The 23,521-nt window shown below is 68.5% G+C and carries 22 protein-coding genes; 15 read left to right on the forward strand and 7 right to left on the reverse strand.

The annotated features are described in order from the left end of the window. Positions 1 to 110: 110 nt before the first annotated feature. From VNS22_RS26825 to VNS22_RS26845, 5 genes are all read left to right on the forward strand, one after another. Positions 111 to 392 carry a sarcosine oxidase subunit delta gene (locus VNS22_RS26825; protein ID WP_325738041.1) on the forward strand — a complete coding sequence of 94 codons (282 nt, stop codon included), beginning with the start codon at positions 111 to 113 and terminating at the stop codon, positions 390 to 392. After that, a complete protein-coding gene (locus tag VNS22_RS26830) occupies positions 389 to 3,394 on the forward strand; it encodes a sarcosine oxidase subunit alpha (protein ID WP_325738043.1) in 3,006 nt (1,001 codons plus the stop codon). The genes VNS22_RS26825 and VNS22_RS26830 overlap by 4 nt, the downstream gene beginning before the upstream one ends. Beyond that, on the forward strand, positions 3,387 to 4,004 hold the full coding sequence (locus VNS22_RS26835) for a sarcosine oxidase subunit gamma (RefSeq protein ID WP_325738045.1): 618 nt from the start codon (positions 3,387 to 3,389) through the stop codon (positions 4,002 to 4,004). The genes VNS22_RS26830 and VNS22_RS26835 overlap by 8 nt, the downstream gene beginning before the upstream one ends. Before the next feature lie 28 nt (positions 4,005 to 4,032). Further along, positions 4,033 to 6,483 (forward strand): FAD-dependent oxidoreductase, encoded by a 2,451-nt coding sequence (locus tag VNS22_RS26840; protein ID WP_325738046.1) that lies wholly within the window; start codon positions 4,033 to 4,035, stop codon positions 6,481 to 6,483. A 67-nt stretch (positions 6,484 to 6,550) separates the two neighbouring features. Next, the gene (locus VNS22_RS26845) at positions 6,551 to 6,733 is read left to right on the forward strand and encodes a hypothetical protein (protein WP_325738048.1); all 183 of its coding nucleotides are present in this window, start codon (positions 6,551 to 6,553) and stop codon (positions 6,731 to 6,733) included. A 13-nt stretch (positions 6,734 to 6,746) separates the two neighbouring features. On the opposite strand, the gene VNS22_RS26850 is transcribed toward VNS22_RS26845, so the two are convergent. Beyond that, complete coding sequence (locus VNS22_RS26850) at positions 6,747 to 7,619, reverse strand: hypothetical protein (RefSeq protein WP_325738049.1); 873 nt, start codon at positions 7,617 to 7,619, stop codon at positions 6,747 to 6,749. A 407-nt stretch (positions 7,620 to 8,026) separates the two neighbouring features. Then, positions 8,027 to 8,926: an AraC family transcriptional regulator gene (locus VNS22_RS26855; protein WP_325738051.1), complete on the reverse strand. Its 900-nt coding sequence runs from the start codon at positions 8,924 to 8,926 to the stop codon at positions 8,027 to 8,029. Between the two features lie 203 nt (positions 8,927 to 9,129). Between VNS22_RS26855 and VNS22_RS26860 the strand changes: the two genes are divergently transcribed. The 6 genes from VNS22_RS26860 to VNS22_RS26885 all read left to right on the forward strand — a co-directional run bounded on the left by VNS22_RS26860 (position 9,130) and on the right by VNS22_RS26885 (position 13,425). Then, positions 9,130 to 9,612 (forward strand): carboxymuconolactone decarboxylase family protein, encoded by a 483-nt coding sequence (locus VNS22_RS26860; RefSeq protein WP_325738053.1) that lies wholly within the window; start codon positions 9,130 to 9,132, stop codon positions 9,610 to 9,612. A 20-nt stretch (positions 9,613 to 9,632) separates the two neighbouring features. Further along, complete coding sequence (locus VNS22_RS26865; RefSeq protein ID WP_325738055.1) at positions 9,633 to 10,367, forward strand: SDR family oxidoreductase; 735 nt, start codon at positions 9,633 to 9,635, stop codon at positions 10,365 to 10,367. A gap of 66 nt (positions 10,368 to 10,433) precedes the next feature. Continuing rightward, the gene (locus tag VNS22_RS26870; protein WP_325738057.1) at positions 10,434 to 11,675 is read left to right on the forward strand and encodes an adenylate/guanylate cyclase domain-containing protein; all 1,242 of its coding nucleotides are present in this window, start codon (positions 10,434 to 10,436) and stop codon (positions 11,673 to 11,675) included. A gap of 60 nt (positions 11,676 to 11,735) precedes the next feature. Next, a complete protein-coding gene (locus tag VNS22_RS26875; protein WP_325738059.1) occupies positions 11,736 to 12,212 on the forward strand; it encodes a hypothetical protein in 477 nt (158 codons plus the stop codon). 29 nt (positions 12,213 to 12,241) lie between these two features. Next, positions 12,242 to 12,961: an HAD-IA family hydrolase gene (locus tag VNS22_RS26880; protein ID WP_325738060.1), complete on the forward strand. Its 720-nt coding sequence runs from the start codon at positions 12,242 to 12,244 to the stop codon at positions 12,959 to 12,961. A gap of 185 nt (positions 12,962 to 13,146) precedes the next feature. Then, a complete protein-coding gene (locus VNS22_RS26885) occupies positions 13,147 to 13,425 on the forward strand; it encodes a TM2 domain-containing protein (RefSeq protein WP_325738062.1) in 279 nt (92 codons plus the stop codon). Between the two features lie 18 nt (positions 13,426 to 13,443). On the opposite strand, the gene VNS22_RS26890 is transcribed toward VNS22_RS26885, so the two are convergent. Continuing rightward, entirely contained in the window at positions 13,444 to 14,109 is a 666-nt protein-coding gene (locus tag VNS22_RS26890; RefSeq protein WP_325738064.1) for a lipid-binding SYLF domain-containing protein, read from the reverse strand. A gap of 182 nt (positions 14,110 to 14,291) precedes the next feature. Here VNS22_RS26890 and VNS22_RS26895 point away from each other — a divergent pair, with 182 nt between their 5' ends. Continuing rightward, positions 14,292 to 17,252 (forward strand): phosphoenolpyruvate carboxylase, encoded by a 2,961-nt coding sequence (locus VNS22_RS26895; RefSeq protein WP_325738066.1) that lies wholly within the window; start codon positions 14,292 to 14,294, stop codon positions 17,250 to 17,252. Between the two features lie 9 nt (positions 17,253 to 17,261). Here VNS22_RS26895 and VNS22_RS26900 read toward each other — a convergent pair whose 3' ends face one another. The 4 genes from VNS22_RS26900 to VNS22_RS26915 all read right to left on the reverse strand — a co-directional run bounded on the left by VNS22_RS26900 (position 17,262) and on the right by VNS22_RS26915 (position 19,807). Continuing rightward, positions 17,262 to 17,690 carry a hypothetical protein gene (locus VNS22_RS26900; protein WP_325738068.1) on the reverse strand — a complete coding sequence of 143 codons (429 nt, stop codon included), beginning with the start codon at positions 17,688 to 17,690 and terminating at the stop codon, positions 17,262 to 17,264. Between the two features lie 11 nt (positions 17,691 to 17,701). Further along, complete coding sequence (gene fsa / locus VNS22_RS26905; RefSeq protein WP_325738070.1) at positions 17,702 to 18,358, reverse strand: fructose-6-phosphate aldolase; 657 nt, start codon at positions 18,356 to 18,358, stop codon at positions 17,702 to 17,704. A 101-nt stretch (positions 18,359 to 18,459) separates the two neighbouring features. Next, positions 18,460 to 18,789 (reverse strand): heat shock protein HspQ, encoded by a 330-nt coding sequence (gene hspQ / locus VNS22_RS26910; RefSeq protein WP_159713225.1) that lies wholly within the window; start codon positions 18,787 to 18,789, stop codon positions 18,460 to 18,462. A 145-nt stretch (positions 18,790 to 18,934) separates the two neighbouring features. Continuing rightward, positions 18,935 to 19,807 (reverse strand): NAD(P)-dependent oxidoreductase, encoded by an 873-nt coding sequence (locus VNS22_RS26915; protein ID WP_325738074.1) that lies wholly within the window; start codon positions 19,805 to 19,807, stop codon positions 18,935 to 18,937. Here VNS22_RS26915 and VNS22_RS26920 point away from each other — a divergent pair. The 3 genes from VNS22_RS26920 to VNS22_RS26930 all read left to right on the forward strand — a co-directional run bounded on the left by VNS22_RS26920 (position 19,800) and on the right by VNS22_RS26930 (position 23,376). Continuing rightward, positions 19,800 to 19,958, forward strand: a complete 159-nt coding sequence (locus VNS22_RS26920) for a hypothetical protein (protein ID WP_325738076.1) — start codon at positions 19,800 to 19,802, stop codon at positions 19,956 to 19,958. The two genes, VNS22_RS26915 and VNS22_RS26920, sit on opposite strands and share 8 nt — an antisense overlap. Before the next feature lie 3 nt (positions 19,959 to 19,961). Continuing rightward, positions 19,962 to 22,595, forward strand: a complete 2,634-nt coding sequence (pepN, locus tag VNS22_RS26925) for an aminopeptidase N (protein ID WP_325738077.1) — start codon at positions 19,962 to 19,964, stop codon at positions 22,593 to 22,595. Between the two features lie 61 nt (positions 22,596 to 22,656). Then, positions 22,657 to 23,376: a DUF429 domain-containing protein gene (locus tag VNS22_RS26930; protein ID WP_325738079.1), complete on the forward strand. Its 720-nt coding sequence runs from the start codon at positions 22,657 to 22,659 to the stop codon at positions 23,374 to 23,376. Positions 23,377 to 23,521: the final 145 nt, after the last annotated feature.

Below are 23,521 nucleotides of genomic sequence, written 5' to 3' on the forward strand. Positions count from 1 at the left end.
GATGGCCGGGTCAAGCCCGGCCATGACGATTATGGGTGGGGGCACCCCGTAGTTTCTTCGTCATCGCTGCCCCTGAGCCCGCCATCCAGCATCCCCAAGAGCCCCACCCCATGCTCCTGATCACCTGCCCCCATTGCGGCCCGCGCGCCGAGACCGAGTTCCGCAACGGCGGCGAGGCCGGCATCGTGCGGCCGGCCGACCCGGCGGCGCTGAGCGACGGCGCCTGGGCCGGCTATGTCTTCACCCGGCAGAACCCCAAGGGCCGCTTCCACGAGCGCTGGTGCCATGTGCAGGGCTGCGGGCGCTGGTTCACCGCGGTACGCGACACGGTGACCGATCGGTTCTCCAGCTTTCACGCGGTGGGCGAGCAGCCGGACGGGGCGGGCCGATGAGCCAGAAGGCGCGCATCGCGCAGGGCGGACGGGTCGACCGGAGCCGCACCATCCGCTTCACCTTCGACGGCAAGCGCTACGAAGGCCATCCCGGCGACACGCTGGCCTCGGCGCTGCTCGCCAACGGCGTCCATCTGGTCGGCCGGTCGTTCAAGTACCATCGGCCGCGCGGCTTCCTGTCGGCAGGCGCGGAGGAGCCGAACGGGCTGGTCCAGCTGGAGATGGGGGGCGGGCGCACCGACCCGAACTTCAAGGCAACCCAGGTCGAGCTGTTCGACGGGCTGGTGGCCGAGAGCCAGAACCGCAAGGGCTCGCTGCGCTACGACCGCAGCGCCGTGAACGACCGGCTCGCCAACTTCCTGCCGGCGGGCTTCTACTACAAGACCTTCAAGTGGCCGGCGGCCTTCTGGACCAAGGTGTACGAGCCGCGCATCCGGGCGGCGGCCGGCCTCGGCAAGGCGCCGACCGCCCCCGATCCCGACCGTTACCTGCACCGCCATGTCTGGACCGACGTGCTGGTGGTGGGGGCCGGCCCGGCCGGGCTGGCCGCAGCGCTGGCGGCGGCACGCACCGGGGCCAGGGTGATCCTGTGCGACGAGCAGCCGGAGGTAGGCGGCTCACTGTTGAGCGAGAGCGGCCGGGGCATCACGGTCGACGAGGTGGCGCCCGAAGCCTGGCTGGAGCGGGCGAGGGCCGAGCTCGCCCAGCACCCGGAGCTGACCGTGCTCACCCGCACGACCTGCTTTGGCTATTACGACCACAACTATCTGGGCCTGCTGGAAAAGGTCACCGACCACCTGGCCGACCCGCCGCCGGACCTGCCGCGCCAGCGTCTGTGGCGGGTGCGGGCGAAACAGGTGGTGCTGGCGACCGGCGCCATCGAGCGCCCGCTGGTGTTCCCGGACAACGACCGGCCGGGCATCATGCTGGCGGGCGCCGCGCGCACCTATCTGAACCGGTTCGGCGTGCTGGTCGGCCGCGAGGTCGTGGTCTGCACCAGCGACGACAGCGCCTATGACGCCGCCCTGGACCTCCATGAGGCGGGGGCGAAGGTCACGGTGGTCGACCAGCGCCATACGCCGATCGGCGAGCGGGTGGTGCAGGCGCAGACCGCCGGGATCACCATCCTGCGGGGTCAGGGCCCCGTGGGCAGCCAGGGCCGGTTCCGGGTTGCGCAACTCCATGTCCAGGCGCTGGACGAGGCCGGGCGGCCGATTATCGGCCGGGTCCAGGCCCTTGCCTGCGACGCCGTGCTGATGTGCGGCGGCTGGAACCCGACCGTGCATCTGTTCAGCCAGAGCCGCGGCAAGCTGCGCTGGGACGAGGGCCTGGCCGCCTTCGTGCCTGGCGAAGGCTCGCAGGAGGAGCGCTCGGCCGGTGCCTGCCGGGGCTCATGGACGCTGGCCGCGGCCCTGGACGAGGGGCTCGCCACCGGTACGGAAGCAGCCGCGGCGGCCGGCTTCGAGGCCCATCCCACGCCGGTACCTGCCGTGCGGGAGCCGGTTGCCGGCCCGCACCAGCCGGTCTGGCTGCTGGAGGGCGACCGGGCCGGGCAGCGCGCCTGGGTCGACTTCCAGAACGACGTGACGGCCAAGGACCTGAAGCTCGCCAACCGCGAGGGCTTCCGCTCGATCGAGCACGTCAAGCGCTACACCACCAACGGCATGGCGACCGACCAGGGCAAGACCAGCAACGTCACTGGCCTCGCCATCGTGGCGGAGAACCTGTCCCGGCCGATCCCGGAGGTCGGCACCACCACCTTCCGCCCGCCCTACACGCCCACGACCTTCGGCGCCTTCGCCGGGCCCAGCAGAGGTGACCTGTTCGACCCGGTCCGGCGCACGCCGATGCACGGCTGGGCCGAGCGGCAGGGTGCGGTGTTCGAGGACGTGGGCCTGTGGAAGCGGGCCTGGTACTTCCCGAAGGTGGGCGAGGACATGCACGCGGCGGTGGACCGCGAGTGCCGGGCGGTGCGCAGTGCCGTCGGCATGTTCGACGCCACCACGCTCGGCAAGATCGACATCCAGGGCCGGGACAGCGCGGAATTCCTGAACCGCATCTACACCAATGCCTGGAGCAAGCTCGGCATCGGCAAGTGCCGCTACGGCCTGATGCTGCGCGAGGACGGCATGGTGTTCGACGACGGCGTGACCACGCGGATCGGCGAACATCATTTCCACATGACCACCACGACTGGCGGGGCTGCCGGCGTGCTGTCCTGGCTGGAGAGCTGGCTGCAGACCGAGTGGCCGGAGCTCCAGGTCTACCTGACCTCCGTCACCGAGCAGTGGGCGGTGATCGCCTTGCAGGGGCCCAAGGCCCGCGACGTGCTCCAGGCGGTGCTGACCCGGGGCGACATCTCCAGGGAAGCCCTGCCGCATCTGTCGATGACCGAGGCGGAGGTCGCAGGCATCCCGGCCAGGATCTTCCGGATCAGCTTCACGGGCGAGCTCGGCTTCGAGGTGAACGTGCCGGCCTCCTATGGCGAGATCGTCACCGACGCGCTGTACCGCGCCGGCCAGCCGTTCGGCATCACCCCGTACGGCACCGAGGCGATGCACGTGCTGCGCGCCGAGAAAGGCTACATCATCGTCGGCCAGGAGACGGACGGCACCGTGACGCCGCAGGACCTGGGCATGGACTGGGCCGTGTCGAAGCAGAAGGATTTCCTGGGCAAGCGCTCGCTCAGCCGGCCCGACATGCTGCGTCCCGACCGCAAGCAGCTGGTGGGGCTCCTGCCGGCCGACCCGAAGCTGGTGCTGGGCGAGGGGGCGCAGATCGTCGAGAGCCCGAAGCCGAAGCTGCCGGCGAAGATGATCGGCCACGTCACCTCCAGCTACCATTCGGCCCATCTCGGCCGCTCCTTCGCGCTGGCCCTGCTCTCGGGCGGGCGGGCGCGCCACGGCCAGCGCCTGTGGGTCAGCCACGGCGACGGCACGGCGGAGGTCGAGGTGACGGCACCGGTATTCATCGATCCCGAGGGAGGCCGGCTCCATGCCTGAGCGGAACGCGGCGAGAGGGCCCGAGCGCATTGCCGGCACCACCCATCTCGACCTGAAGAACCGGCCGTCGACCAAGGGGGCGCCGCTCCGCATGCAGGAGCGCCCGTTCAAGGCCAAGGTCGGCCTGCGTGGCGGCGAGGACGTGGCCCGGGCGGTCGAACCCGTCCTGGGCTTCGCCCTGCCGCGCAGGGTGGGCGAGACCGGGTCGGGCTCGGGCGCGCATGCCTTCTGGATCGGGCCGGACGACTGGATCATCGTCTATGAGCCCGGTCGCGAGGCGCAGATCGCCCAGGCGCTGCGCGAGGCCTGCCGGGGCCTGCACCATGCTGTGATCGACCTGACGGAGCGGATGACCACGATCTGCCTGGAAGGCCAGCGCCTGCGCGACGTGCTGGCGGCCGGCTGCCCGCTCGACCTGCACCCCCGCGCGTTCCGGCCCGGCATGGTGCTGCAGAGCCATCTGGGCAAGGCCAACGTCATCCTGCACTACGTGGCAGGCAATGCCGAGCGGCCGTTCGTCGACCTGTACACCAACCGGTCCTTCGCGGACTATGTTTGGAAGTATCTGGAAAACGCCGCCCGCGAGTTCGGCTATGAGATCGTCGCGTGACCGGTCCAGGCAAGGGAGCGAGTTGAGGATGCAGACCCAGGCGCGGCTCGTCATCGTCGGCGCCGGCATCGTCGGCTGTGCCACGGCCTACCATCTGGCGAAGATGGGCTATACGGACGTGCTGGTGATCGACCAGGGCGACCTGCCGCACACCGGCGGCTCCACCAGCCATGCGCCGGGCGGGGTGTTCCAGACCAACCCGTCGCGGATGATGGCGACCTTCGCCAAGTACACGGTCGACCTGCTGAACGAGCTCGACCTGGACGGCCAGCCCTGCTTCCTCAAGGTGGGCGGGCTGGAGGTATCGACCAGCGAGGAGCGCGACACCTATATAGGGTGGCGCCACGGCATCGCCCGCTCCTGGGGCATCCCTGCCGAGATTATCGGCCCGGAGCAGTGCCGCGAGCTCTCGCCGCTGATGGACACGAGCAAGGTCCGCCTGGGCTTCTGGACGCCCACCGACGGCATCGCCAAGCCGCTGCGCGCCACCGAGGCGATGATCCGCTACGCAAGAGGCCGCGGGATCGCCTTCCAGGGGCGCGTCCAGGTCCTGGACGTGCTGACCGAAGAGGGCCGGGTGGTCGGGCTCGAGACCAGCCAGGGCCGGATCGCCTGCGAGCAGGTCCTGGTCTGCTGCGGCATCTGGGGCCCGCGGATCGGCCGGATGGCCGGGGTGCCGATCCCGCTCATGCCCTGCGAGCACCAGTACGCCTGGACCAACGACCTGCCGGAGCTGGCCGGTGTGACGGAGGAGGCGACCCACGTCCTGCTCCGCCACCAGGACAAGTCGATGTATTTCCGCCAGCACGGCAGCCAGTACGGCATCGGCAACTACCGGCATGCACCGCGGCTGGTGGAAGCGGACGACATCCGCCCCTTCGGCCAGACACCGGTCATGCCGTCGATGAACCCGTTCACGCCGGAGGACTTCAGGGAGGCGGAAGCGGCCACGCGCGAGCTCTTGCCGGCGGTGATGAAGGCCGGGGTGCGCGACGCGTTCAACGGCATGTTCAGCTTCACCCCCGACGGCGGCCCGGTGCTGGGCGAGAGCCTGCTGGTCAAGGGCTTCTGGGTCGCCGAGGCGGTCTGGATCACCCATGGCGGCGGAGTGGGCAAGACCATGGCGGAGTGGATCGCCACGGGCGAGCCGGAATGGGACGTCCACGAGGGCGACATCAACCGCTTCGCCTCCCACCAGCAGACCTCGAAATACGTGCGCCGGCGCGGCTGGCAGCAGTACAAGGAGGTCTACGACGTCGTTCACCCGCTGCAGCAGATGGAGGAGCCCAGGGGCCTGCGCCGCTCACCCTTCTATCCGCAGCAGAAGCAGGCAGACGCAGTGTTCTTCGACGCGGCCGGCTTCGAGCGGCCGCAATGGTACGAGAGCAACAAGAAGCTGCTGGAAGGCCGCAACTTCCCCACCCGCGACGAGTGGGGCAGCCGCTACTGGTCGCCGATCCAGGGGGCGGAGCACGCGCAGGTGCGCAAGGCCGCCGGCCTGTTCGACCTGACCGCCTTCACCAAGATCCGGGTGAGCGGCAAGGGTGCCGCCGCCTTTTTGCAGAAGCTCGCCGCCAACGACATCGACAAGCCGGTCGGTAAGGTCACCTACACGGCGATGCTGAACGGGCGGGGCGGGATCATGTGCGATCTGACGGTCGCCCGGCTGGCGCCCGACACGTTCCTGGTGCTGACCGGCGGCGGCGTGGGCATGCATGACCTGGGCTGGATCCGCTCCCATGCCCCGGCAGATGGCAGCGTCGCGATCGAGGACGTCACCTCGCAATATTGCGCGGTGGGGCTGTGGGGGCCGAAGGCGCGCGAGATCCTCCAGTCGCTGACCGAGGACGACGTCTCGCACCAGGGCCTGCCCTATTACGGCTGGAAGCAGGTGCTGGTCGGCTACGTCCCGGCCATGGCGCTGCGCCTGTCCTATGTCGGCGAGCTGGGCTTCGAGATCTACGCCCCCACCGAATTCGGCGCCGAGCTATGGGAGTTGCTGATGCAGGCCGGGGAGCCGCACGGCCTGATCCCGGCCGGTGCCGGGGCGATGGATTCCATGCGGCTCGAGAAGGGCTACCGGCTCTGGGGTGCCGACATCCTGCCGGACACCAACCCGCTGGAAGCCGGCCTCGCCTGGGCGGTGCGCTTCAAGAAGGGCGACTTCATCGGCCGGGCGCGGCTGCTCGAGCTGAAGATGCAGCCCATGGCGCGCCGGCTGTGCTGCCTGACGATCGACGACCCGGAGGCGACCCTGCTCGGCAAGGAGCCGATCTATGCCGACGGGCAGCTGGCGGGCTACGTCACCTCGGCGAACTACGGCTACTCGGTCGGCAAGTGGATCGCCTATGGCTACCTGCCGATGGGCAAGAGCGAGCCCGGCACGCGGCTGGAGATCGACTATCTGGGCCGGCGCTTTGCGGCAGTGGTCGCCAGCGAGCCGCTGTTCGATCCGGACGGCGCCCGGCTGAAGTCATAGGGCCGGTGGAACGATCCCGGCTGTTGCCGCCTTTAGCGGCCAGGCACCAGCCATGGGACGAACATCGATGTGGAACTTCAACCTGCGCAAGCTGCTGATGGTGGCCTTGCTTGCCGCGGCGGCAGGCCCGCTGGCGGCCTGCACCGACACCTCCAGCACCTCCTCCAACGACGATCTGGAGAACTGGGGTCCGCATGGCGGCCCGCAGGGCATGGGTGGGGCGGGCCCGGCCGCCCATCCGGGCGACTGAGGTCAGGGCCAGGCTAGAGCTTGCAGACCGGGCCGTTCTTGCTGCGCAGGAACGCCTTGGTCTGCGTCCACCATGGCGACTTCGGGTTCCAGGTGGCGCGGGACGCCTTGATCCCGGTCAGGGCGTCGGTCCGCGTACCCCAGATGCACAGGCTGTCGGCCAGCTGGTAGGCGGTTTCCAGCTGCTCGCGGAAGAAGTCGCCCGGCAGCAGCGTGTGGCGCAGCGCGGCCGGCGAGGTGCGCTCGTGATATTGCGGCCAGAGCCAGGGCATCACCGGCTTCTTGTACTGGCGCGCCTCGGCGATGATCACCTTGGCGAACTTGGCCCAGTGGACCCGGTTCGGCTGGTAGGTGTGGAACATCGGCATGATCCAGTCGCACTTGGCTGCGATCGGTGCCGCGATCCTGTTCTCGTTCTGCCGCTGCTTGAGGCGTATGCCGCCGGCCACATAGTCGTGGTAGCGCGGTCGCGGCAGGATCCCGTAGAGCGACAGTTTGGTGGAGGAGGGTACGCGCGCGCGTACGTACTCGATCAACCGGATGTACTTCTCGCGCTGCGGAATGGAGGCCGGGTTCCAGAGCTCGACGTCCAGGGTCACCATGGTCTGCTTGTTGGCCTTGATCTGGGCCACGACCTTGGCGACCTTCTGGGGGTCCATCTCGCCATTGGTGAGAAGCGAGTTCTGGTAGTAGATGGGCATCCGCCGCAGGCCGCAGCTCGCGAGGCTGCTAGGGCCCTTCTCCCAGCGCATGCACTCCCAGAACACGAAGTTCTTCTTGAGAGGCGTGGTCGCGGCCTGTGCCAGACCAGCGTCCGGCAGGAGGCCGGTCAGCAGCGGCGAAGCCGAGAATGCTGCCAAGCCGGCCAAAAGATCGCGTCGATGCATCGTGCTCCCCAGCAAGGATGAAATATGCCGACACCGGTCGAGCTGGGTCGGCCTGACCGGGTGCGACGCAGTTATGCGAGGAAAGTCGTGTTCTTGTCGGTGGACGTGGCATTATTACGGCAATCGTTGAATGCTTTGCAAGCGGCAGAAGACTATGTTGAATGCATTTGGAAATAGTTGGTTATTTATCTCGTCGACGCCAGTTGATTTGCATTATTGGTGATTTATATTCATGAGGCTGCCGAATTTATCAGCTGAATTTTGGAAACAACGTTCTGAAGCGGGCGGCGCGACTTGCCCCTGCGCCACAGAGAGGGCCGGATTGCTGTGCGACTTCGGAAACGGCCTGGAAGAAGGGGCCGACCCGCCAGCCGGAATCTCGCGTCGTTCCCTTTCGGTCGCGTTGCTCAGGCCTCGAAGGCCAGGGTCGTGTCCCGCAGCCGGGTGATGTCGCGCGTGGGCGGCGCACCGAACAGGCGGCGATACTCGCGGCTGAACTGGGAGGGGCTGTCATAGCCGACCTCGTGGCCGACATCCGCGGCATCGCGCGCCTGGGCCAGCAGCAGCCGCCGCGCCTCCTGCAGCCGCAACTGCTTTTGATACTGTAGCGGGCTCATGGCAGTGACCGCCTTGAAGTGCTGGTGGAGAGCGGAGGGGCTCATCCGCGCCTCGCGCGCCACCGCCTCGATGCTGAAGGGGGCGGTGAAGTTGCGCTTGATCCAGCTGATCGCCCGGTTGACCTGCTGCAGCCGGCTCTCCACCACCGCTATCTGCCGCAGCATCGCGGTCTGCTCGCCGCGCAGCAGCCGGTAGAGGATCTCCCGCTCGATCAAAGGCGCGAGGACCGGGATGTCCACGGGCTGGTCCAGGAGGCGCAGGAGCCGCACCAGGGCGCCCAGCAGGTTGGCGTCCAGCGTGCTCAGCAGCAGGCCTGGCCCCGGGTCGGGGGCAGGCGACGGGCCCGGCCCGAGCTCCAGCAGCAAAGCTGCGAGCATGGCCGGGTCCAGATGGAGCTGCAGGGCCAGATAGGGCCGGTCCGGCTCCGCCTGGATCACCTGGCCGACGATCGGCAGGTCGACCGACACCACCAGGAACTGGCCGGGAGCGTAGCGCAGCACCCGCTCGCCCAGCATCACCTGCTTGGCCCCCTGCGCCACGACACACAGGGAGGGCTGGTAGACCACGTGCACCGGCTCGGTCCGCTGCCGACTGCGAATCAGCGCCAGCCGCGGGATGGCGCATGGGTGAATGCCTTCGTCGGCCACATGCCGCCCGATCAGCCCTGCCAGTTCCTCAAGCCCATCCATGTCCGGACCTTCCCTGGCCGCCAGGCCATGCGCTCGGCCGGCCTCATGCGTCCCATTGCCGGCACCGGTCCAGCCCTTCTGGAGGATCGTGCAAGAATCCCGCAGCTCTCGTCTACCGGCACCGGCCCGACCTGCGCGAGATTCGGTCCTGCCGGCGGCGATCGTCCAACCGCTCCGGCCCAGGCCCTTCAACGGAGACCATCATGCAGGGAACGAAAAGGACGCTCGCCATGGCCGCCACCGCCGCCAGCCTCGCCGCCACGACCGGCCCCGCCGGCGCTGCCGAAACCGCGGATGCACGGGCACAGCGCGGCCAGGCGGTGGTGGACGCACTCAGCGGCGGGGCCGGGCAGCCGGTCCTGGACGGGCTGCGCCGCGACTTCCCGCCGCTCGGCGAGGCGACCCTGACCTATGCCTTGGGCGAGATTGTCGGCCGCACCGTGCTGGACCCGCAGACCCGCCAGCTCGCAACCGTGGCGATGCTGGCCGCCCAGGACCTCCAGCCGCAGCTGAAGATCCATGCCGGCTACGCCCTCAACCTCGGCACGGCACCGGCGGAGCTCAACGAGGTCGTCTACCTGGCCACGGTCTATGCCGGTTTTCCGCGCGCGCTGAACGCCGCGGCGACGCTGCGGGCACTCTATGGCGAGCGCGGCATCGCACTGCCCGTGGCCGATGCCGAATGACCCGAGCTGAGGAGACCGCCATGTCCGCCATCGAGAACAAGGTCGTCCTGATCACCGGCGCCAGCAGCGGGATCGGCGAGGCCACCGCGCGCGAGCTGGCCACAGCCGGTGCCGTCGTGGTGGCCGGCGCCCGCCGCGTCGACCGGCTGGAGCAGCTTGCTGCCACCATCGCCGCTGCTGGCGGCACCGTGCTGGCCAAAGAGGTCGACGTCACCGACCCGCGCCAGGTTCTGGCCTTCGTCGCCGCCGCCACCGAGCGGTTCGGCCGGGTCGACGTGCTGGTCAACAATGCCGGGATCATGCCGCTCTCACCGATGGCGGCACTCAAGGTCGACGAGTGGAACCGGATGGTCGACGTCAACATCAAGGGCGTGCTGAACGGCATCGCCGCGGTGCTGCCGGTGATGCAGCGCCAGGGCAGCGGCCAGATCGTCAACGTCTCCTCGATCGGCGGCCACCAGGTCTATCCGACCGCCGCGGTCTATTGCGCCACCAAGTTCGCGGTCCGGGCGATCTCCGAGGGCCTGCGCCAGGAATCCAGGGACATCCGGGTCACCACCATCTCGCCGGGCGTGGTCCGCTCCGAACTGGCCGACACGATCACCGACGAGACCGCCCGTGCCGGCATGGCCGAGTTCCGCGCCATCGCGCTCGAGCCCGGCGCCATCGCCCGCGCGATCCGCTTCGTGGTGGAGCAGCCGGACGATGTCGACGTGAGCGAGATCATCGTCCGCCCGACCGCGAGCCCGCACTGAGCCGACCCGCTGACTTTGACAGGAAGTGATGCCTGCTGCATGCCGACTGATACGGGAGACAGCGGCATGCGCGACGCGGACATCGAGCAACTCTGCCAGTGGCTGACCGGCGCCGGCCTGGAGGGCATGGCCGAGGCCGCACTGCTGCAGCAACTGTGCGAGCGCTGCGCGGCACACGGCCTGCGTCTGGCCGGCGTCCTGGTCATCATCGACACGCTCCATCCGATCCACGAAGGCCGCGCCTTCGTCTGGCGGCGCGACCGGGCGGAGTCGGTGGAGGTCGTCGAGTACGGGCGCACCGATCGCGGCGACGACGCCACCGAGCGCTGGCAGCGCAGCGCCTCCTTTCGCATGGTCGCCGACGACGCTACCGAGATCCGCAGCCGGCTCCTGGCCGGCGAGGGGCTGAACTTCACCGAAGTGGAGGCTCTGGCGGAATATGCCCTGACGGACTTCCTCGCCCTGCGCCATTGCTTCGCGGCCGACGCGGTGATCGGCGAGATGGATTCGGTCTATGTGAACTGGCTGACCGATGCACCGGGCGGCTTCGATGACGCCGATCTCGCAGCACTGCGGCGCCTGACCCTGCCCCTGGCGCTGGCGATCAAGTCGGCGGCGCTGGCCCGCATCGTCGCTACCCTGGCCGAGGTCTATCTCGGCACCGACGCCGCGCAGCTCGTGCTGCAGGGGCGGATCCGGCGCGGTGTCGCCGAGCGGATCCACGCGGTCCTGTGGTTCTCCGACCTGCGTGGCTACACCACGATCACCGATACGGCCCCACCGGACGAGATCATCCCGCTCCTGAACGATTATGCCGACCAGGTGATCTCGGCCATCTGCGAGGCCGGCGGCGACGTGCTCAAGCTGATCGGCGATGGCACGCTGGCCGTCTTCAAGGCGGCCGACCCTGCCGAGGCCTGCCGGGCGGCACTGCAGGCGGAACGTACGCTGCGCAGCCGCCTCCGCGCGCTCGATGCTGAGCGCGGCGCTGCGGGACGCCCGGTCACCTCGGTCTATCTGGGGCTGCATGTCGGCGAGGTGTTCTTCGGCAATATCGGCAGCGAGAGCCGGCTCGACTTCACCGTGGTCGGCCCGGCGGTGAACGAGGTCGCGCGGATCGCTTCGATGTGCCGTTCGGTGGACCGGCACATGCTGCTTTCCTCCGAGTTCGTCGCCGCCACGCCGGCGGAGGAGCGTGCCGACCTGGTGTCGCTCGGACGGTTCGCCCTGCGAGGGGTCGGCCGCCCCCGCGAACTGTTCACGCTCGACCCCGAACTCGTCGCCGCCGGCGCGGCTACGGAGGGTTGACGACGGGCGGCCCCCCACTATCCCGTGGCGGTCATGATGAAGCTTGCGGAACGACCGGCGATGGCGGGGGACGATGCGGTCCAGGAGGCGTTCCGTGCCGGGGTGCGCGGGGCGCCGGTGGGGCTGGCCGCCTATGGGCTCGCCGAGGATCATGCGAGCTTTGCCGGCGGCCCGAACGAATCGGTGATGGCGGAAACCAGACGGCTGCCCGGGCTGACCGATGCCGCGGGCGCCTATGGCACCGGGCGGGTGCTGCGCCGCCTTGCCCAGCTGCTCGACCGGGTGGGAGCCCCGGCCTCGATCGGCCGGCAGTTCCGCGACAACCTCGCCGCCGCGGTGGTCACCCACCGGATGCGGCGCACCCGTCGCCCCTGGAGCGAGGACGACACGGTGCAGATGGTCCTGGAGATGTGGGACCGGGTGTTCGGCGAGTCCGATGCGGCTCGCAGCCGCCTGGCCGATCTGCTCACTGCGGATGACCCTCGCAAGGGAACGCCCAAGAAGCGCACCCTGTTCAACCTCGCATGGAAGCGCTGAGCCCTGCCGGCAACCGGATGGAGTGCCCGATGCGTCTGACGGATTTCAAGGTCATCACCTTCGACGTGGTCGGTACGCTGATCGATTTCGAGGCCGGCGTCCTGAACTACCTGCGCCCGCTCGCCCAGCAAGCGGCGCTCGATGTGGGCGACGACGTCCTCCTGGAGGCCTATGGCCGAGGCGAGGTCGTGGCGCAGGGTGAGCAGCCCGACGCGTCGTTCCCGCCGCTCCTGGAGCGGATCTACGAGGTCGCGGCCGGTGTCCTCGGTCTGCCCGCCGGCGAGGGGGAAGGGGCGGGGCTGCACGATTCGATCCCGGACTGGCCGGCCTTCCCGGATTCGGTGGCGGCACTGCAGCGCCTGCGCCGCCGCTTCCGCCTGGTGGCCCTGACCAACTCGGACCGCTGGGCGATGTCCTGTTTCGCGAAGACGCTGGGCGAGCCGTTCGACGAGCAGATCACCGCCGAGGATGTCGGCGCCAGCAAGCCCGACCCGCGCGTGTTCCACTACATGCTGGAACGGCAGAAGGCGGCCGGCTTCAGCCAGGACGACATCCTGCACACCGCCCAGAGCCAGTACCACGACATCGGCGTGGCCCATCTTCTGGGGCTGCGCACCTGCTGGATCGAGCGGCGCATGGGCCAGAACGGCTCCGGCGGCACGCCGGCCGTGGAGAAGGCCACCCGGCCGGACTGGCATTTCCCGACGCTGCAGGAGCTTGCCGACGCGGTGGATGCCGAGGCGGCGTGACGGCTCCTCAGTCTATCCAGACTACACCCGGCGGCCCTGGGGCAATGGTGGGATCGTAGCCGGGTATCCGGTAACGCAGGAAGTGGCCGGTCCGCAGAACTTGGCGCTTTCTCGCATGCGGCCGTTCTACTTATTGATCGAAGACCAGGGGCGCGTGATGCGCCTGAACATTTCGAGAACAGCGCATGATCAATCGAGCAGTCGACGAGCGGGTCCTGATCGAGATGCGGGTGGCCAATGACGGCCCGAGCGTCGCGGTGGCCTATCTGCTCTGGTTCTTCCTCGGCATCTTCGCCGCGCACCGCTTCTACCTGGGCCGGCCGGGCACGGCGATCCTGCAGATCCTGAGCATGTTCGTGCTGGTCGGTCTGGTCTGGCTGGTCGTCGACCTGTTCCTGATTCCGGGCATGGTCAGGGACAAGCAGGAGGAACTCCGCCGCAGCCTGGGGATGCACGCCCGCTGAGGAGGGTCGGGACCGTCCTCAGAACTGGCTGAGCACCTGCTTGAGCGGCTCGGTCGCCGGGTTCATCACGCTGCCCTGCAGGATCTCGCTCACGGCGACGTCGCGGCCATAGAGTTCCTTGTTCCAGGACGGCATCGGCACGGTGACCGTCCCGTCCACCGCGAACCCGCCGAACAGGCCGGCATTGAGCGCGAACAGGTAGATGTCCTCGCCGAAATTGGGCGTGGTGCCGGCGCCGACGCCGGCACCGATCGGACCCAGCGCACCGCTGGCATCGGCGCCCATCTTGAAGGATGTGGACGCGACCAGCCGGTCGAGCGCCGGCTTGTTCATGATCGTATAGATCGCGTCGGAGGCCTGGCCGCCCAGCTGCAGCCCGACGCTGGCACCGTAGATGCCGTAGACCGCGGGATCCGACCATACCCCCGTCGTGGTATCGCGGGCCAGGAGCAGGCCGCGGCCGGCCGAGCCGCCCAGGATGAAGCCGAGCTTCACCTGATTGGGCACGATCAACACGCCATAGGCGTTCTGCACATAGAGGCTGACCGAGGGGAAGATCTCTCGATCGTTCTGGAACTCGAGCAGGGCGACCCGCGTCCGTTCCACCAGGATCTCGGCATCGTTGGTGGCGGCCAGGGCCGAGCGCCCGGCGCAGAGCAGGGGTAAGGCCGACGTGGCTGCCAATAACCCTCTGCGACGCATGCGCTGCTCCAAGGAAAAACCCATATCCCTCGACGGTTGCGTACGGCATCGCAAGTGCGGTGGCAAGGTGGCGGCACGGTGCTCCAACGCGTTGCGCTGAACATGTTGCATCGCACAAGAACCTCGGCACACTGGGCCCGGCAGTGGCAGGGGAACGGGTGGGCATGTTGGAGATCGAGGCGGACCATGGCAGCATCGGCGCGGCCCCGGCGGCGCCGGCGGAGGATCGTGCCGCGGCCGCCCTGGCAGTGGCCCGCGAGCGTCTGAGCGCGCACCGCACCCGGGTCGACACGGACCCGTTCACCAGCCCGATCCGGCTGATGGCGCTCGACCTCAAGCGCGCCATGGACCACGGCGAGATCGACATGTCGATCTCGGACGCGATGATCGGGCGGCTGTCGACTGCGGCGTTCATCGGCCGGGCCGAGCAACTGTCCGCCTATCTCGGCGAGGTGGACATGAGCGCGAACGCCGCGAGCATCGAGCGGCTGCTCCGCCAGCTGGCCGAAGCGGACGGCGATCGCGTGGGGGCCGAGGAGTTCGGCCGGAGGGTCAGCCGGGTACTCTACGGCTTCGTGTTCACTGCGCACCCGACCTTCAGCCTGTCCAACAAGCTCCAGCAGGCCCTGGTCGAGTTGGCGCTGGCCCGGGACGAGGCGGCGCGGGCACCGGTCCTCCACGAGGTCGAGCGGCTGCCGCACGGACCCGAGGCGCAGCTCGATCTGGCCGAGGAGTTCCGCCAGTCGGTATTCGCGATCAGCCAGGTGCGCGCCGCGCTGATGCGGGTCTATGCCATCGTCCAGGCGGTCGCCGAGGAGCTTTATCCCGACCAGTGGCGCGGCATCGTGCCCAGGCTCGCCTCGGTCGCGAGCTGGGTCGGCTACGACATGGACGGGCGCTCGGACATCCCCTGGACCGCGACGCTCGCTCATCGCCTGATGATCCAGGAACGGCAGCTCTCCGCTTGGCACGAGGAGATCCGTGCGCTCACCCGGATCCTGGATGGTGACGAGACGCTGGCGGCCGCCCTGGAACTGGTCGAGGCGCGCCTCGTACTCACCGCCGAGGCGTCCCGCTCGCTGATCGACCTCCTCCAGGCGGCCAGGCTCGACGACGGGGAATGGTGGGAGCGGCTGGCCCGGGTCAGCCGCCGCTCACTGGGCAAGGGTGCCGGCCGGATCACCGGCGGCAAGGAGCTGGCGGCCCTGGTGCAGCGCGTGCTGGACAAGGTCGAGGACCAGGATGCCGCGCGCCGGCTCTGGCTGCTCCACGCCGACATGGCGGCGCACGGGCTGGGCCTGGCCCGCACCCACATGCGCGTCAACGCCATCCAGCTGCACAACGCGATCCGCAAGACCATCGGCATGGAGCATGCCGCGGACGACCCCTCCTATCGCCAGTCCTATGTCGAGGCGGTCGCCCGGCTGATCGACGAGGTCCAGCCGGTTTCGATCCATCTGGGCACGATCAGCGGCGAGAAGGCGACCGCCAAGCGGATCTTCATGCTGGTGGAGCACATGCTCCGTCTGGCCGACCGCGACGAGCCGATCCGCTTTTTGATCGCCGAGTGCGAGACCTCGTTCACGCTGCTGGCGGCCCTCTACTTCGCCAAGATGTTCGGCGTGGATGAGCAGATCGACATCTCGCCGTTGTTCGAGACCCGCATCGCGCTTACGCGCGGGGTGGAGATCATCGCGGGCGCGCTCGAGGTGCCGGTCTATCGCGACTACATCAAGAAGCGCGGCCGCCTGTGCGTGCAGACCGGCTTCTCGGATGCCGGCCGGTTCCTGGGCCAGACCGCCGCCTGTTATCTGATCGAGCAGATCCGCCTGGAGCTGCCTCCCCTGCTGGTGAAGCACGGCCTGACCGAGGTCGAGCTGGTGATCTTCGATACCCATGGCGAGAGCATCGGCCGGGGAGCCCATCCGGGCGGCTTTCGTGACCGGCTCGCCTATTACGACACGGCGGAGAGCCGGCGACGGTTCCGCGATGCCGGGATCACGGTGCGCGAGGAGAGCAGCTACCAGGGCAGCGACGGCTACCAGTATTTCCTGACCGAGGAGACCGCGTTCGCCGTGGTCACCCGCGTGCTGGAGCACTGCCTGGAGCCGGTGGAAACCGCACCGGACCCGTTCTACGCCGAGCGCGTCTATGTCGGCGAGTTCTTCGCCTCGATCGAGCAGTTCAACGCCGAGGTCATCCAGAACCGCGACTATGCAGCGCTGCTGGGCGCCTGGGGCACCAACATGCTCTGGCAGACCGGCTCGCGGCCGGCCAAGCGCCAGTATGACGGTGCGTCCGGCCGGGTGAGCCTGGACCATCCCTCGCAGCTGCGCGCGATCCCGCACAACTCGATCCTGCAGCAGCTGGGCATGCTGGCCAACACGATCGGCGGGGTGGGCAGGGCGATCGCCAAGGATCCCGAAACCTTCCACCGCCTCTATGGCGAGAGCCCGCGCTTTCGGCGGATGCTCGGCATGGTCGAGCATGCCTTCAAGTGGACCGACCTGGAGGTGGTGAAGGCCTATATCGACCTCTACGACCCCTCGACTTGGCTGGCGCGTGCGCAGAGCCATGACGAGGATGCGCGGATCGAGGAACTGCGCGAGCTGGCCGGCGTGTTCGAGCAGATGCGGCTGCACGAGCGGCTGGTCCGCATCCACCGCGTCTTCCTGCGCGACTACATGGACCTGGCGCGCGCCCTGAAGGAGCATCGCCGCCGGACCCGCGATGCCGGTGCCGTGCCGATCGTGGTCGACCTGGAGGCCAGGGACAACATCCACCTCCTCCATGCCCTGCGCCTCGCCCTGATGCAGCGCCTGGACGTGCTGGCGGTGCATGTGCCGGACTTCTCCGACCGGCACAATTTCAGCCGATCCAGCCTGATCGCGAGGCTCACCCAGCTCGACGTGGAGCCGGTGATCGAGATCCTGCGCGACATCTTCCCGATGACCGAGCCCAGGATCCAGCCCTACGATTTCGGCGTGGCGGCGACCTACCGCAGCGAGGAGAACCAGAGCTACGGCCAGGAGCATGCGCTGCTGTTCGACCCGATCCTGCGCCTCTACGGCCAGATCCGCCGGATCGGCAGCGCCGTCGTCCACCATCTGGGGGCGGTCGGCTGAGGCAGAGGCTCAGCCGGGTGCCGGCGGTACCGGCACGGTGACGTCGCCGAACAGGCACTGCTTGTCGACCACGCAATAGGCGTACTCGACCCGCAACGCCGTGGCCTCACCCGGCCGGACCTGGATCACCGGCGGCAGGGTGAAATATTCCTGCCCATGGTCGACCAGTGCCGCCGGCTCCGCGACCGCCATGCCGGCCGGGTCGACCGGCACCACGGTGACACCCGGATCGGCCACGAGCTTCGCCTGGCCGTTCGGCTGCAGCATCACGGCGATGCTCCCGTCCGGCTGGCGGGAGGTGGCGACCCGGACGATCTCCGCGGGTGCCGCCAGCCCCAGATCGCGCAGGATGGCGTCCGCGCCCCCGCCTGCGCCCTGGCCGGCCATGCCCGCGGCCGGCAGGCCGAGGAGCAGGACGGTCAGGACGCGTGCGAGCATCCCCAGTGCCTTCAGAGGATCGACTGGCCGGTCTTCTTCCAGTCGGCGACGAACGCCGCCAGGCCCTTGTCGGTGAGCGGATGGTTCAGGAGGCTCTTGATGACGCTGGCCGGCGCGGTGACCACATGCGCGCCGAGCCTGGCGGCGGACACGACATGGGCCGGGCCGCGCACCGAGGCGACCAGCACCTCGGTCGTGAAGTAGTCGTAGTTCTGGTAGATCTCGACGATCTCGGCGATCAGGCCCATGCCGTCGGCGCCGATGTCGTCGAGCCTCCCTACGAAGGGCGAGACGAAGGTCGCACCCGCCTTGGCCGCCAGGATCGCCTGGGCCGGCGAGAAGCAGAGCGTGACGTTGGTCTTGATGCCCTGGCCGGTCAGCCGCTTGCAGACGAACAGCCCGTCCTTGGTCAGCGGCAGCTTCACGCAGACATTGGGCGCGATCTTGGCGAGCTTCTCGCCCTCCTTGAGCATCGTCTCGGCATCGGTCGCGGTGACCTCGGCGCTCACTGGCCCGTCGACCACGTCGCAGATCTCCGCGATCAGGTCGAGGAACTGTTTGCCCGACTTGGCGACCAGGGAAGGATTGGTGGTCACGCCGTCCAGCAGGCCGGTCGCGGCCAGCTCCCGGATCTCGCTGACCTCGGCCGTGTCGACGAAGAACTTCATGAAACGCGCTCCAACAGGCGGCCGAACGGCCGCCTTCCCAATGTACCGTGAATCCGGCTGGGTGCGAACCCCGACAGGAACTGCCGGACCGCGATCGGCCCCTAGTGGGTCACCCGGTCGCGATGCCGGTAGAGGCCGTTCTGCAGCTCGCCGAACATCTGCCGGACCTGCGGGTGCTCGATCGGCTCGTCGGTCGAATCCGGCAGGAGGTTGCCCTCGGACACGTAGGCCACATAGTAGCTGTCCGAATTCTCCGCGAACAGGTGGTAGAAGGGCTGGTCCTTGCGCGGGCGGAGGTCCTCCGGAATCGACTGGTACCATTCCTCGGTGTTGGCGAACTCCGGGTCCACGTCGAAGATGACGCCGCGGAACGGGAAGATCCTGTGTCTCACCACCTGGCCGATACGGTATTTGGCATGTCGGTCCGACATGGGCTGTTCCTCGAATGGTCGGTGCGCCGCGATGCGGTGCTGGGGCGGCCGGCCTTTGCACAAGATTGAGGTCTGCCAAAACTAGTGAGCTTCAGCCGCCAGTTCCAGAGGCGGCTGTGCCGCTGGCTCACCATCCCGGCATCAATCAGCCCGGATCGCGCAGGTTGACGATCAGCGACGAAGTGTCGAACCGGTTGCCGCCCTTCATCTGCACTTGGCGATAGAACTGGTCCACCAGTGCCGTGACGGGAAGGGGTGCGCCATTGCGCTTGGCCTCCTCCAGGCAGATGCCCAGGTCCTTGCGCATCCAGTCGACCGCGAAGCCGAAGTCGAACTTGTTCTCCGCCATGGTCTTCCAGCGGTTCTCCATCTGCCAGGACTGCGCCGCCCCCTTGCTGATGGTCGCCAGCACCTTGTCCGTGTCGAGCCCGGCCTTCTGCGCGAAGTTGACCGCCTCGGACAGCGCCTGGACCAGGCCGGCGATGCAGATCTGGTTGACCATCTTGGCGAGCTGGCCGGCACCCGCCGGACCCATATGGGTGATGGTGCGGCCATAGGCCTGCATGCCGGGCTCGGCCTTGCTGAACGCCGCCGCCTCGCCGCCCACCATGATGGTCAGCACGCCGTTGACGGCACCCGCCTGGCCGCCGGAGACCGGCGCATCGAGAAAGCCGCGCCCGGCCTTGCGGCAGGCCTCGTCCAGCTCGCGCGCGAGGTCGGCCGAGGCAGTGGTGTGGTCGACCAGAAGCGCGCCGTCGCCCAGGCCCGCCAGGGCGCCATCCTCGCCATAGACCACCGAGCGCACGTCGTCGTCGTTGCCAAGGCACATGAACACCGCCTCGGCACCTTCCGCCGCCGCTCGGGCCGACGGTGCCGCCTTGCCGCCATGCTCCTTCGCCCAGGCCTCGGCCTTGGCCGCGGTCCGGTTCCAGACCGTGACGTCGTGCCCCTTCTTCGCCAGATGACCGGCCATCGGGCCACCCATCACGCCCAGACCGAGGAATGCATAGGTGGCCATGACGATCGTCTCCCTTCAGTTCCTGCACCGGTGCCGGCGTGCCGGCCGCGCGTTCGCGGCGATCCATGCCATGATCCGCCCGATCGTGCACCCCGTTGCGGCATCGGTTTCCGGCCGCCACATTCCGGGCTTCCGACCTGTTGAAGAGTGAATCATGGCCGACGGCAGCACCCGCAGCATCATCCGGCGTGAGGATTATCAGGAGCCGGACTGGTGGACCCGGCGGATCGAGCTGAATGTCGACCTCCAGCCGGAGGCCACGGTCGTCGTTTCCAGGCTGACGCTGGAGCGCAACGCGCAGGGCAGCGGCTCGGCGGACCTGGAGCTGGATGGCGAGGCCCTGGTCTTCCTGGGTGCCAGGCTGGACGGCGTGCCGCTCGCGCAAGAGCGGATCGTCCCGACGCCTGCCGGGCTGGTGGTCAAGGACCTGCCTGAGCGCTGCGTCCTGGAGATCACCCAGCGCTGCGACCCGAAGCACAACACGGCACTCTCCGGCCTCTATCTCAGCAACGGCATCTTCTGCACCCAGTGCGAGGCACAAGGGTTCCGGCGCATCGCCTATTCCCAGGACCGGCCGGACGTGATGAGCGTCTACCGGGTGCGGATCACCGGCGAGCGCCGGACCTGCCCCGTGCTGCTGTCCAACGGCAACCCGGTCGAGGCGGGCGATCTCCCGGACGGGCGGCACTACGCCGTCTGGGAGGACCCGTTCCCCAAGCCCTCCTATCTGTTCGCGCTGGTAGCGGGCGACCTGGCGCTGCTGCAGGACAGCTTCACCACGAAGTCCGGCCGCCATGTCGACCTGCGCATCTATTCCGAGCACGCCGTGATCGGCCAGTGCCGCCACGCCATGGAATCGCTGAAGAAGTCGATGAAGTGGGACGAGGACGTCTATGGCCTGGAATACGACCTCGACCTGTTCATGATCGTCGCCGTGTCGCACTTCAACATGGGGGCGATGGAGAACAAGGGCCTCAACATCTTCAACACCTCGGCCACGCTGGCGCGCGCCGACACCGCCACCGACGCCGACTTCATGCAGGTCGAGCGGATCGTCGCCCACGAGTATTTCCACAACTGGACCGGCAACCGGGTCACCTGCCGCGACTGGTTCCAGCTGACCCTGAAGGAAGGCCTCACCGTCTTCCGCGACCAGCAGTTCACCGCGGACATGCATTCGGCCGCGGTGAAGCGGATCGGCGACGTCCAGCTCCTGCGGGAAGGCCAGTTCCCCGAGGATGCCGGGCCGATGTCGCACCCGATCCGGCCGGACTCCTATGTGGAGATCAACAATTTCTACACGCGCACGGTCTACGAGAAGGGGGCGGAGGTCATCCGGATGATCCACACCCTGATCGGGCCAGAAGCGTACCGCGCCGGCATCGACCTGTACTTCCAGCGCCATGATGGCCAGGCGGTGACCTGCGAGGACTTCGTGCGCGCCATGGAGGATGCGTCCGGCAAGGATCTCGGCCTGTTCCGCCGCTGGTACAGCCAGGCGGGCACGCCGGAACTGACCGTGCAGCGCAGCTTCGATCCCGGCACCGGCACGCTGGTCCTGGACATCGCCCAGTCGACGCCGCCCACGCACGGCCAGCCAGACAAGCAGCCGCTGCACGTCCCGATCCGCATGGGCCTGCTCGGCCGGGACGGCGCGCCGCTGCCGCTCATGCTGGAAGGCGAGAACGAGCCGAAGGGCACGGAGCGCGTGCTGGAGCTGACGGAGGCCCGCCAGCGCTTCGTGTTCAAGGGGCTGGACGCGGAGCCGGTCCCCTCGCTGCTCCGCAACTACTCGGCGCCGGTGCGCCTCCATCTGGACTATCAGGACGACGAGCTGGCCCTGCTGCTGGGCCAGGACGAGGACGCGTTCAACCGCTGGGAAGCCGGCCAGCAGCTGGCCCTGCGCCTGATCCTGCGCGGCGTCGATGCCGGCGGGCGGGCCGAGGCGTCGCCGGCCTTGCTGGACGCGTTCCGCAAGGTGCTGGCGGGCGCGCCGGCCGACCCGGCCTTTGCCGCCCGGGCGGTGCAGCTGCCCTCCTTCACCTATGTCGGCCAGCAGCGCAGGGTGATCGACGTTGCGGGCATCCGCGGTGCCCTGCGCAGCCTGCAGCAGGATCTCAGCCGGGAACTGCGCACGGAATGGGCCGAAACCTACGAGCGCTTCTCCGACCGGGCGCCGTTCAGCAACGACACCGCGTCGGCGGGCCGGCGCGCCATCAAGAACCAGGCCCTGTACTGGTCGGTGCAGGCGGCGGATGCGGAAGCAGTGGCGCGGGCCAGGCGACAGTTCGAATCCGCCGACAACATGACCGACAGCTTTGCCGCGCTGCGTGCGCTCCTGGAGAGCGGCGACGGCTTTGCCGAGAGCGCGCTCGCCAGCTTCTATGCCCGCTGGCAGTCCGAGCCGCTGGTGGTCAACAAGTGGTTCGCCCTGCAGGCCTCGATCGATGACGAGGCGGTGCTGGCCAAGGTCGAGCGGCTGCGCCACCACCCGGCCTTCACGCTCGGCAACCCGAACCGGGTCTATTCCCTGGTCGGCGTGTTCGCCAACAACCCGGCCGGCTTCCACCGGGCGGACGGTGCGGGCTACCGGTTCGTGATGGACCGGATCCTGGAGCTGGATCCGAAGAATCCCCAGGTCGCCTCGCGCCTGATGCGCCCGCTCGGCCGCTTCAAGGCCTACGACCAGGCGCGCCAGGCACTGATGCGCGCCGAGCTGGAGCGTGCCCTGGCCCAGCCGAACCTGTCCCGCGACTGCTACGAGATCGCCAGCAAGAGCCTGGAGTGAAGCTTGGCGCCGGTTCTGTTGCGGGTCGCGCGCTGGTGGCTGCCGATGGGAGATCGGGCGGATGCAGGTGGCAGGGGTCGATGGGTTTGCCCGAGGCTGGGTGGTCGTACTGCGTTCAGGCATGAACGTGGAATTGCGTGTCTGCGCTGACTTCGCTTCAGTCCTGGCGATGACCCAGGCCTGCAGGACGGTCGCGATCGACATGCCGATCGGCTTTCTGGACCAGGGCCAGCCTGGAGGACGGGCATGCGAGCGGGCGGCCCGGCAATTCGTGGACCGCCCACGGACGAGCTCGGTCTTCTCCTCGCCCATCCGGGATGCACTCGCCGCTGCGAACTTCCCGTCCGCCCTGGCAATCAATCGTGGTGCTGGCGGGATCGGGATTTCCAAGCAGGCGTTCTGCCTGTTTCCCAAGATGATCGAGATCGACAGGGCATTGCAGCCGGCGATGCAGGAGCGCCTCAAGGAGGTCCATCCGGAAGTCTGCTTCGTGGCGCTCCGTCGGATGGTTGCACCCAACGTGCCGGCGTTCACTCCTCTCCAGAAGAAAACCGCGCCAGTCGGGCAGCAGCAGCGCGAGCGCCTGCTGGAACTGGCAGGCTACCGCAATTCGGCAGAGCTGATTACGCTCGGGCGCAAGCATGGCGCTGCGCCCGATGATGTGCTCGATGCCGCCGTTGCTGCCTGGACGGCGATGAGGGTTGCCGCCGGCGACGCCTGCTCGCTGCCGGATCACCCGCCTCACGACCGTCGAGGTCTGGAGATGGCGATCTGGTACTAGACGGGAATTCACGACGATCGTGCAAGGAAGGGGTCCAGACGCCTGGGCCAGGCAGTAGCTCCGCAGGCTGTCGTATTTCGGGCCTCTTGACGCTCAGCAGAAGACCTTGCGCCACGCGAGCGCGATGCTCGACGTGATCGACGAC

Origin of the sequence: Geminicoccus sp., from assembly GCF_035556675.1 — a bacterium.
In the GTDB taxonomy this organism is placed as follows: domain Bacteria; phylum Pseudomonadota; class Alphaproteobacteria; order Geminicoccales; family Geminicoccaceae; genus Geminicoccus.

Excerpts from the sequence above, each read along its gene's own strand:
- VNS22_RS26915 (WP_325738074.1), bottom strand. The coding sequence starts at position 19,807 with ATGGCCACCTATGCATTCCTCGGTCTGGGCGTGATGGGTGGCCCGATG.
- VNS22_RS26825 (WP_325738041.1), top strand. The coding sequence starts at position 111 with ATGCTCCTGATCACCTGCCCCCATTGCGGCCCGCGCGCCGAGACCGAG.
- fsa (WP_325738070.1), bottom strand. The coding sequence starts at position 18,358 with ATGAAGTTCTTCGTCGACACGGCCGAGGTCAGCGAGATCCGGGAGCTG.
- VNS22_RS26840 (WP_325738046.1), top strand. The coding sequence starts at position 4,033 with ATGCAGACCCAGGCGCGGCTCGTCATCGTCGGCGCCGGCATCGTCGGC.
- VNS22_RS26845 (WP_325738048.1), top strand. The coding sequence starts at position 6,551 with ATGTGGAACTTCAACCTGCGCAAGCTGCTGATGGTGGCCTTGCTTGCC.
- VNS22_RS26830 (WP_325738043.1), top strand. The coding sequence starts at position 389 with ATGAGCCAGAAGGCGCGCATCGCGCAGGGCGGACGGGTCGACCGGAGC.
- VNS22_RS26855 (WP_325738051.1), bottom strand. The coding sequence starts at position 8,926 with ATGGATGGGCTTGAGGAACTGGCAGGGCTGATCGGGCGGCATGTGGCC.
- VNS22_RS26885 (WP_325738062.1), top strand. The coding sequence starts at position 13,147 with ATGATCAATCGAGCAGTCGACGAGCGGGTCCTGATCGAGATGCGGGTG.
- VNS22_RS26860 (WP_325738053.1), top strand. The coding sequence starts at position 9,130 with ATGCAGGGAACGAAAAGGACGCTCGCCATGGCCGCCACCGCCGCCAGC.
- pepN (WP_325738077.1), top strand. The coding sequence starts at position 19,962 with ATGGCCGACGGCAGCACCCGCAGCATCATCCGGCGTGAGGATTATCAG.
- hspQ (WP_159713225.1), bottom strand. The coding sequence starts at position 18,789 with ATGTCGGACCGACATGCCAAATACCGTATCGGCCAGGTGGTGAGACAC.
- VNS22_RS26850 (WP_325738049.1), bottom strand. The coding sequence starts at position 7,619 with ATGCATCGACGCGATCTTTTGGCCGGCTTGGCAGCATTCTCGGCTTCG.
- VNS22_RS26835 (WP_325738045.1), top strand. The coding sequence starts at position 3,387 with ATGCCTGAGCGGAACGCGGCGAGAGGGCCCGAGCGCATTGCCGGCACC.
- VNS22_RS26870 (WP_325738057.1), top strand. The coding sequence starts at position 10,434 with ATGCGCGACGCGGACATCGAGCAACTCTGCCAGTGGCTGACCGGCGCC.
- VNS22_RS26865 (WP_325738055.1), top strand. The coding sequence starts at position 9,633 with ATGTCCGCCATCGAGAACAAGGTCGTCCTGATCACCGGCGCCAGCAGC.
- VNS22_RS26880 (WP_325738060.1), top strand. The coding sequence starts at position 12,242 with ATGCGTCTGACGGATTTCAAGGTCATCACCTTCGACGTGGTCGGTACG.
- VNS22_RS26895 (WP_325738066.1), top strand. The coding sequence starts at position 14,292 with ATGTTGGAGATCGAGGCGGACCATGGCAGCATCGGCGCGGCCCCGGCG.
- VNS22_RS26875 (WP_325738059.1), top strand. The coding sequence starts at position 11,736 with ATGGCGGGGGACGATGCGGTCCAGGAGGCGTTCCGTGCCGGGGTGCGC.
- VNS22_RS26900 (WP_325738068.1), bottom strand. The coding sequence starts at position 17,690 with ATGCTCGCACGCGTCCTGACCGTCCTGCTCCTCGGCCTGCCGGCCGCG.
- VNS22_RS26930 (WP_325738079.1), top strand. The coding sequence starts at position 22,657 with ATGCAGGTGGCAGGGGTCGATGGGTTTGCCCGAGGCTGGGTGGTCGTA.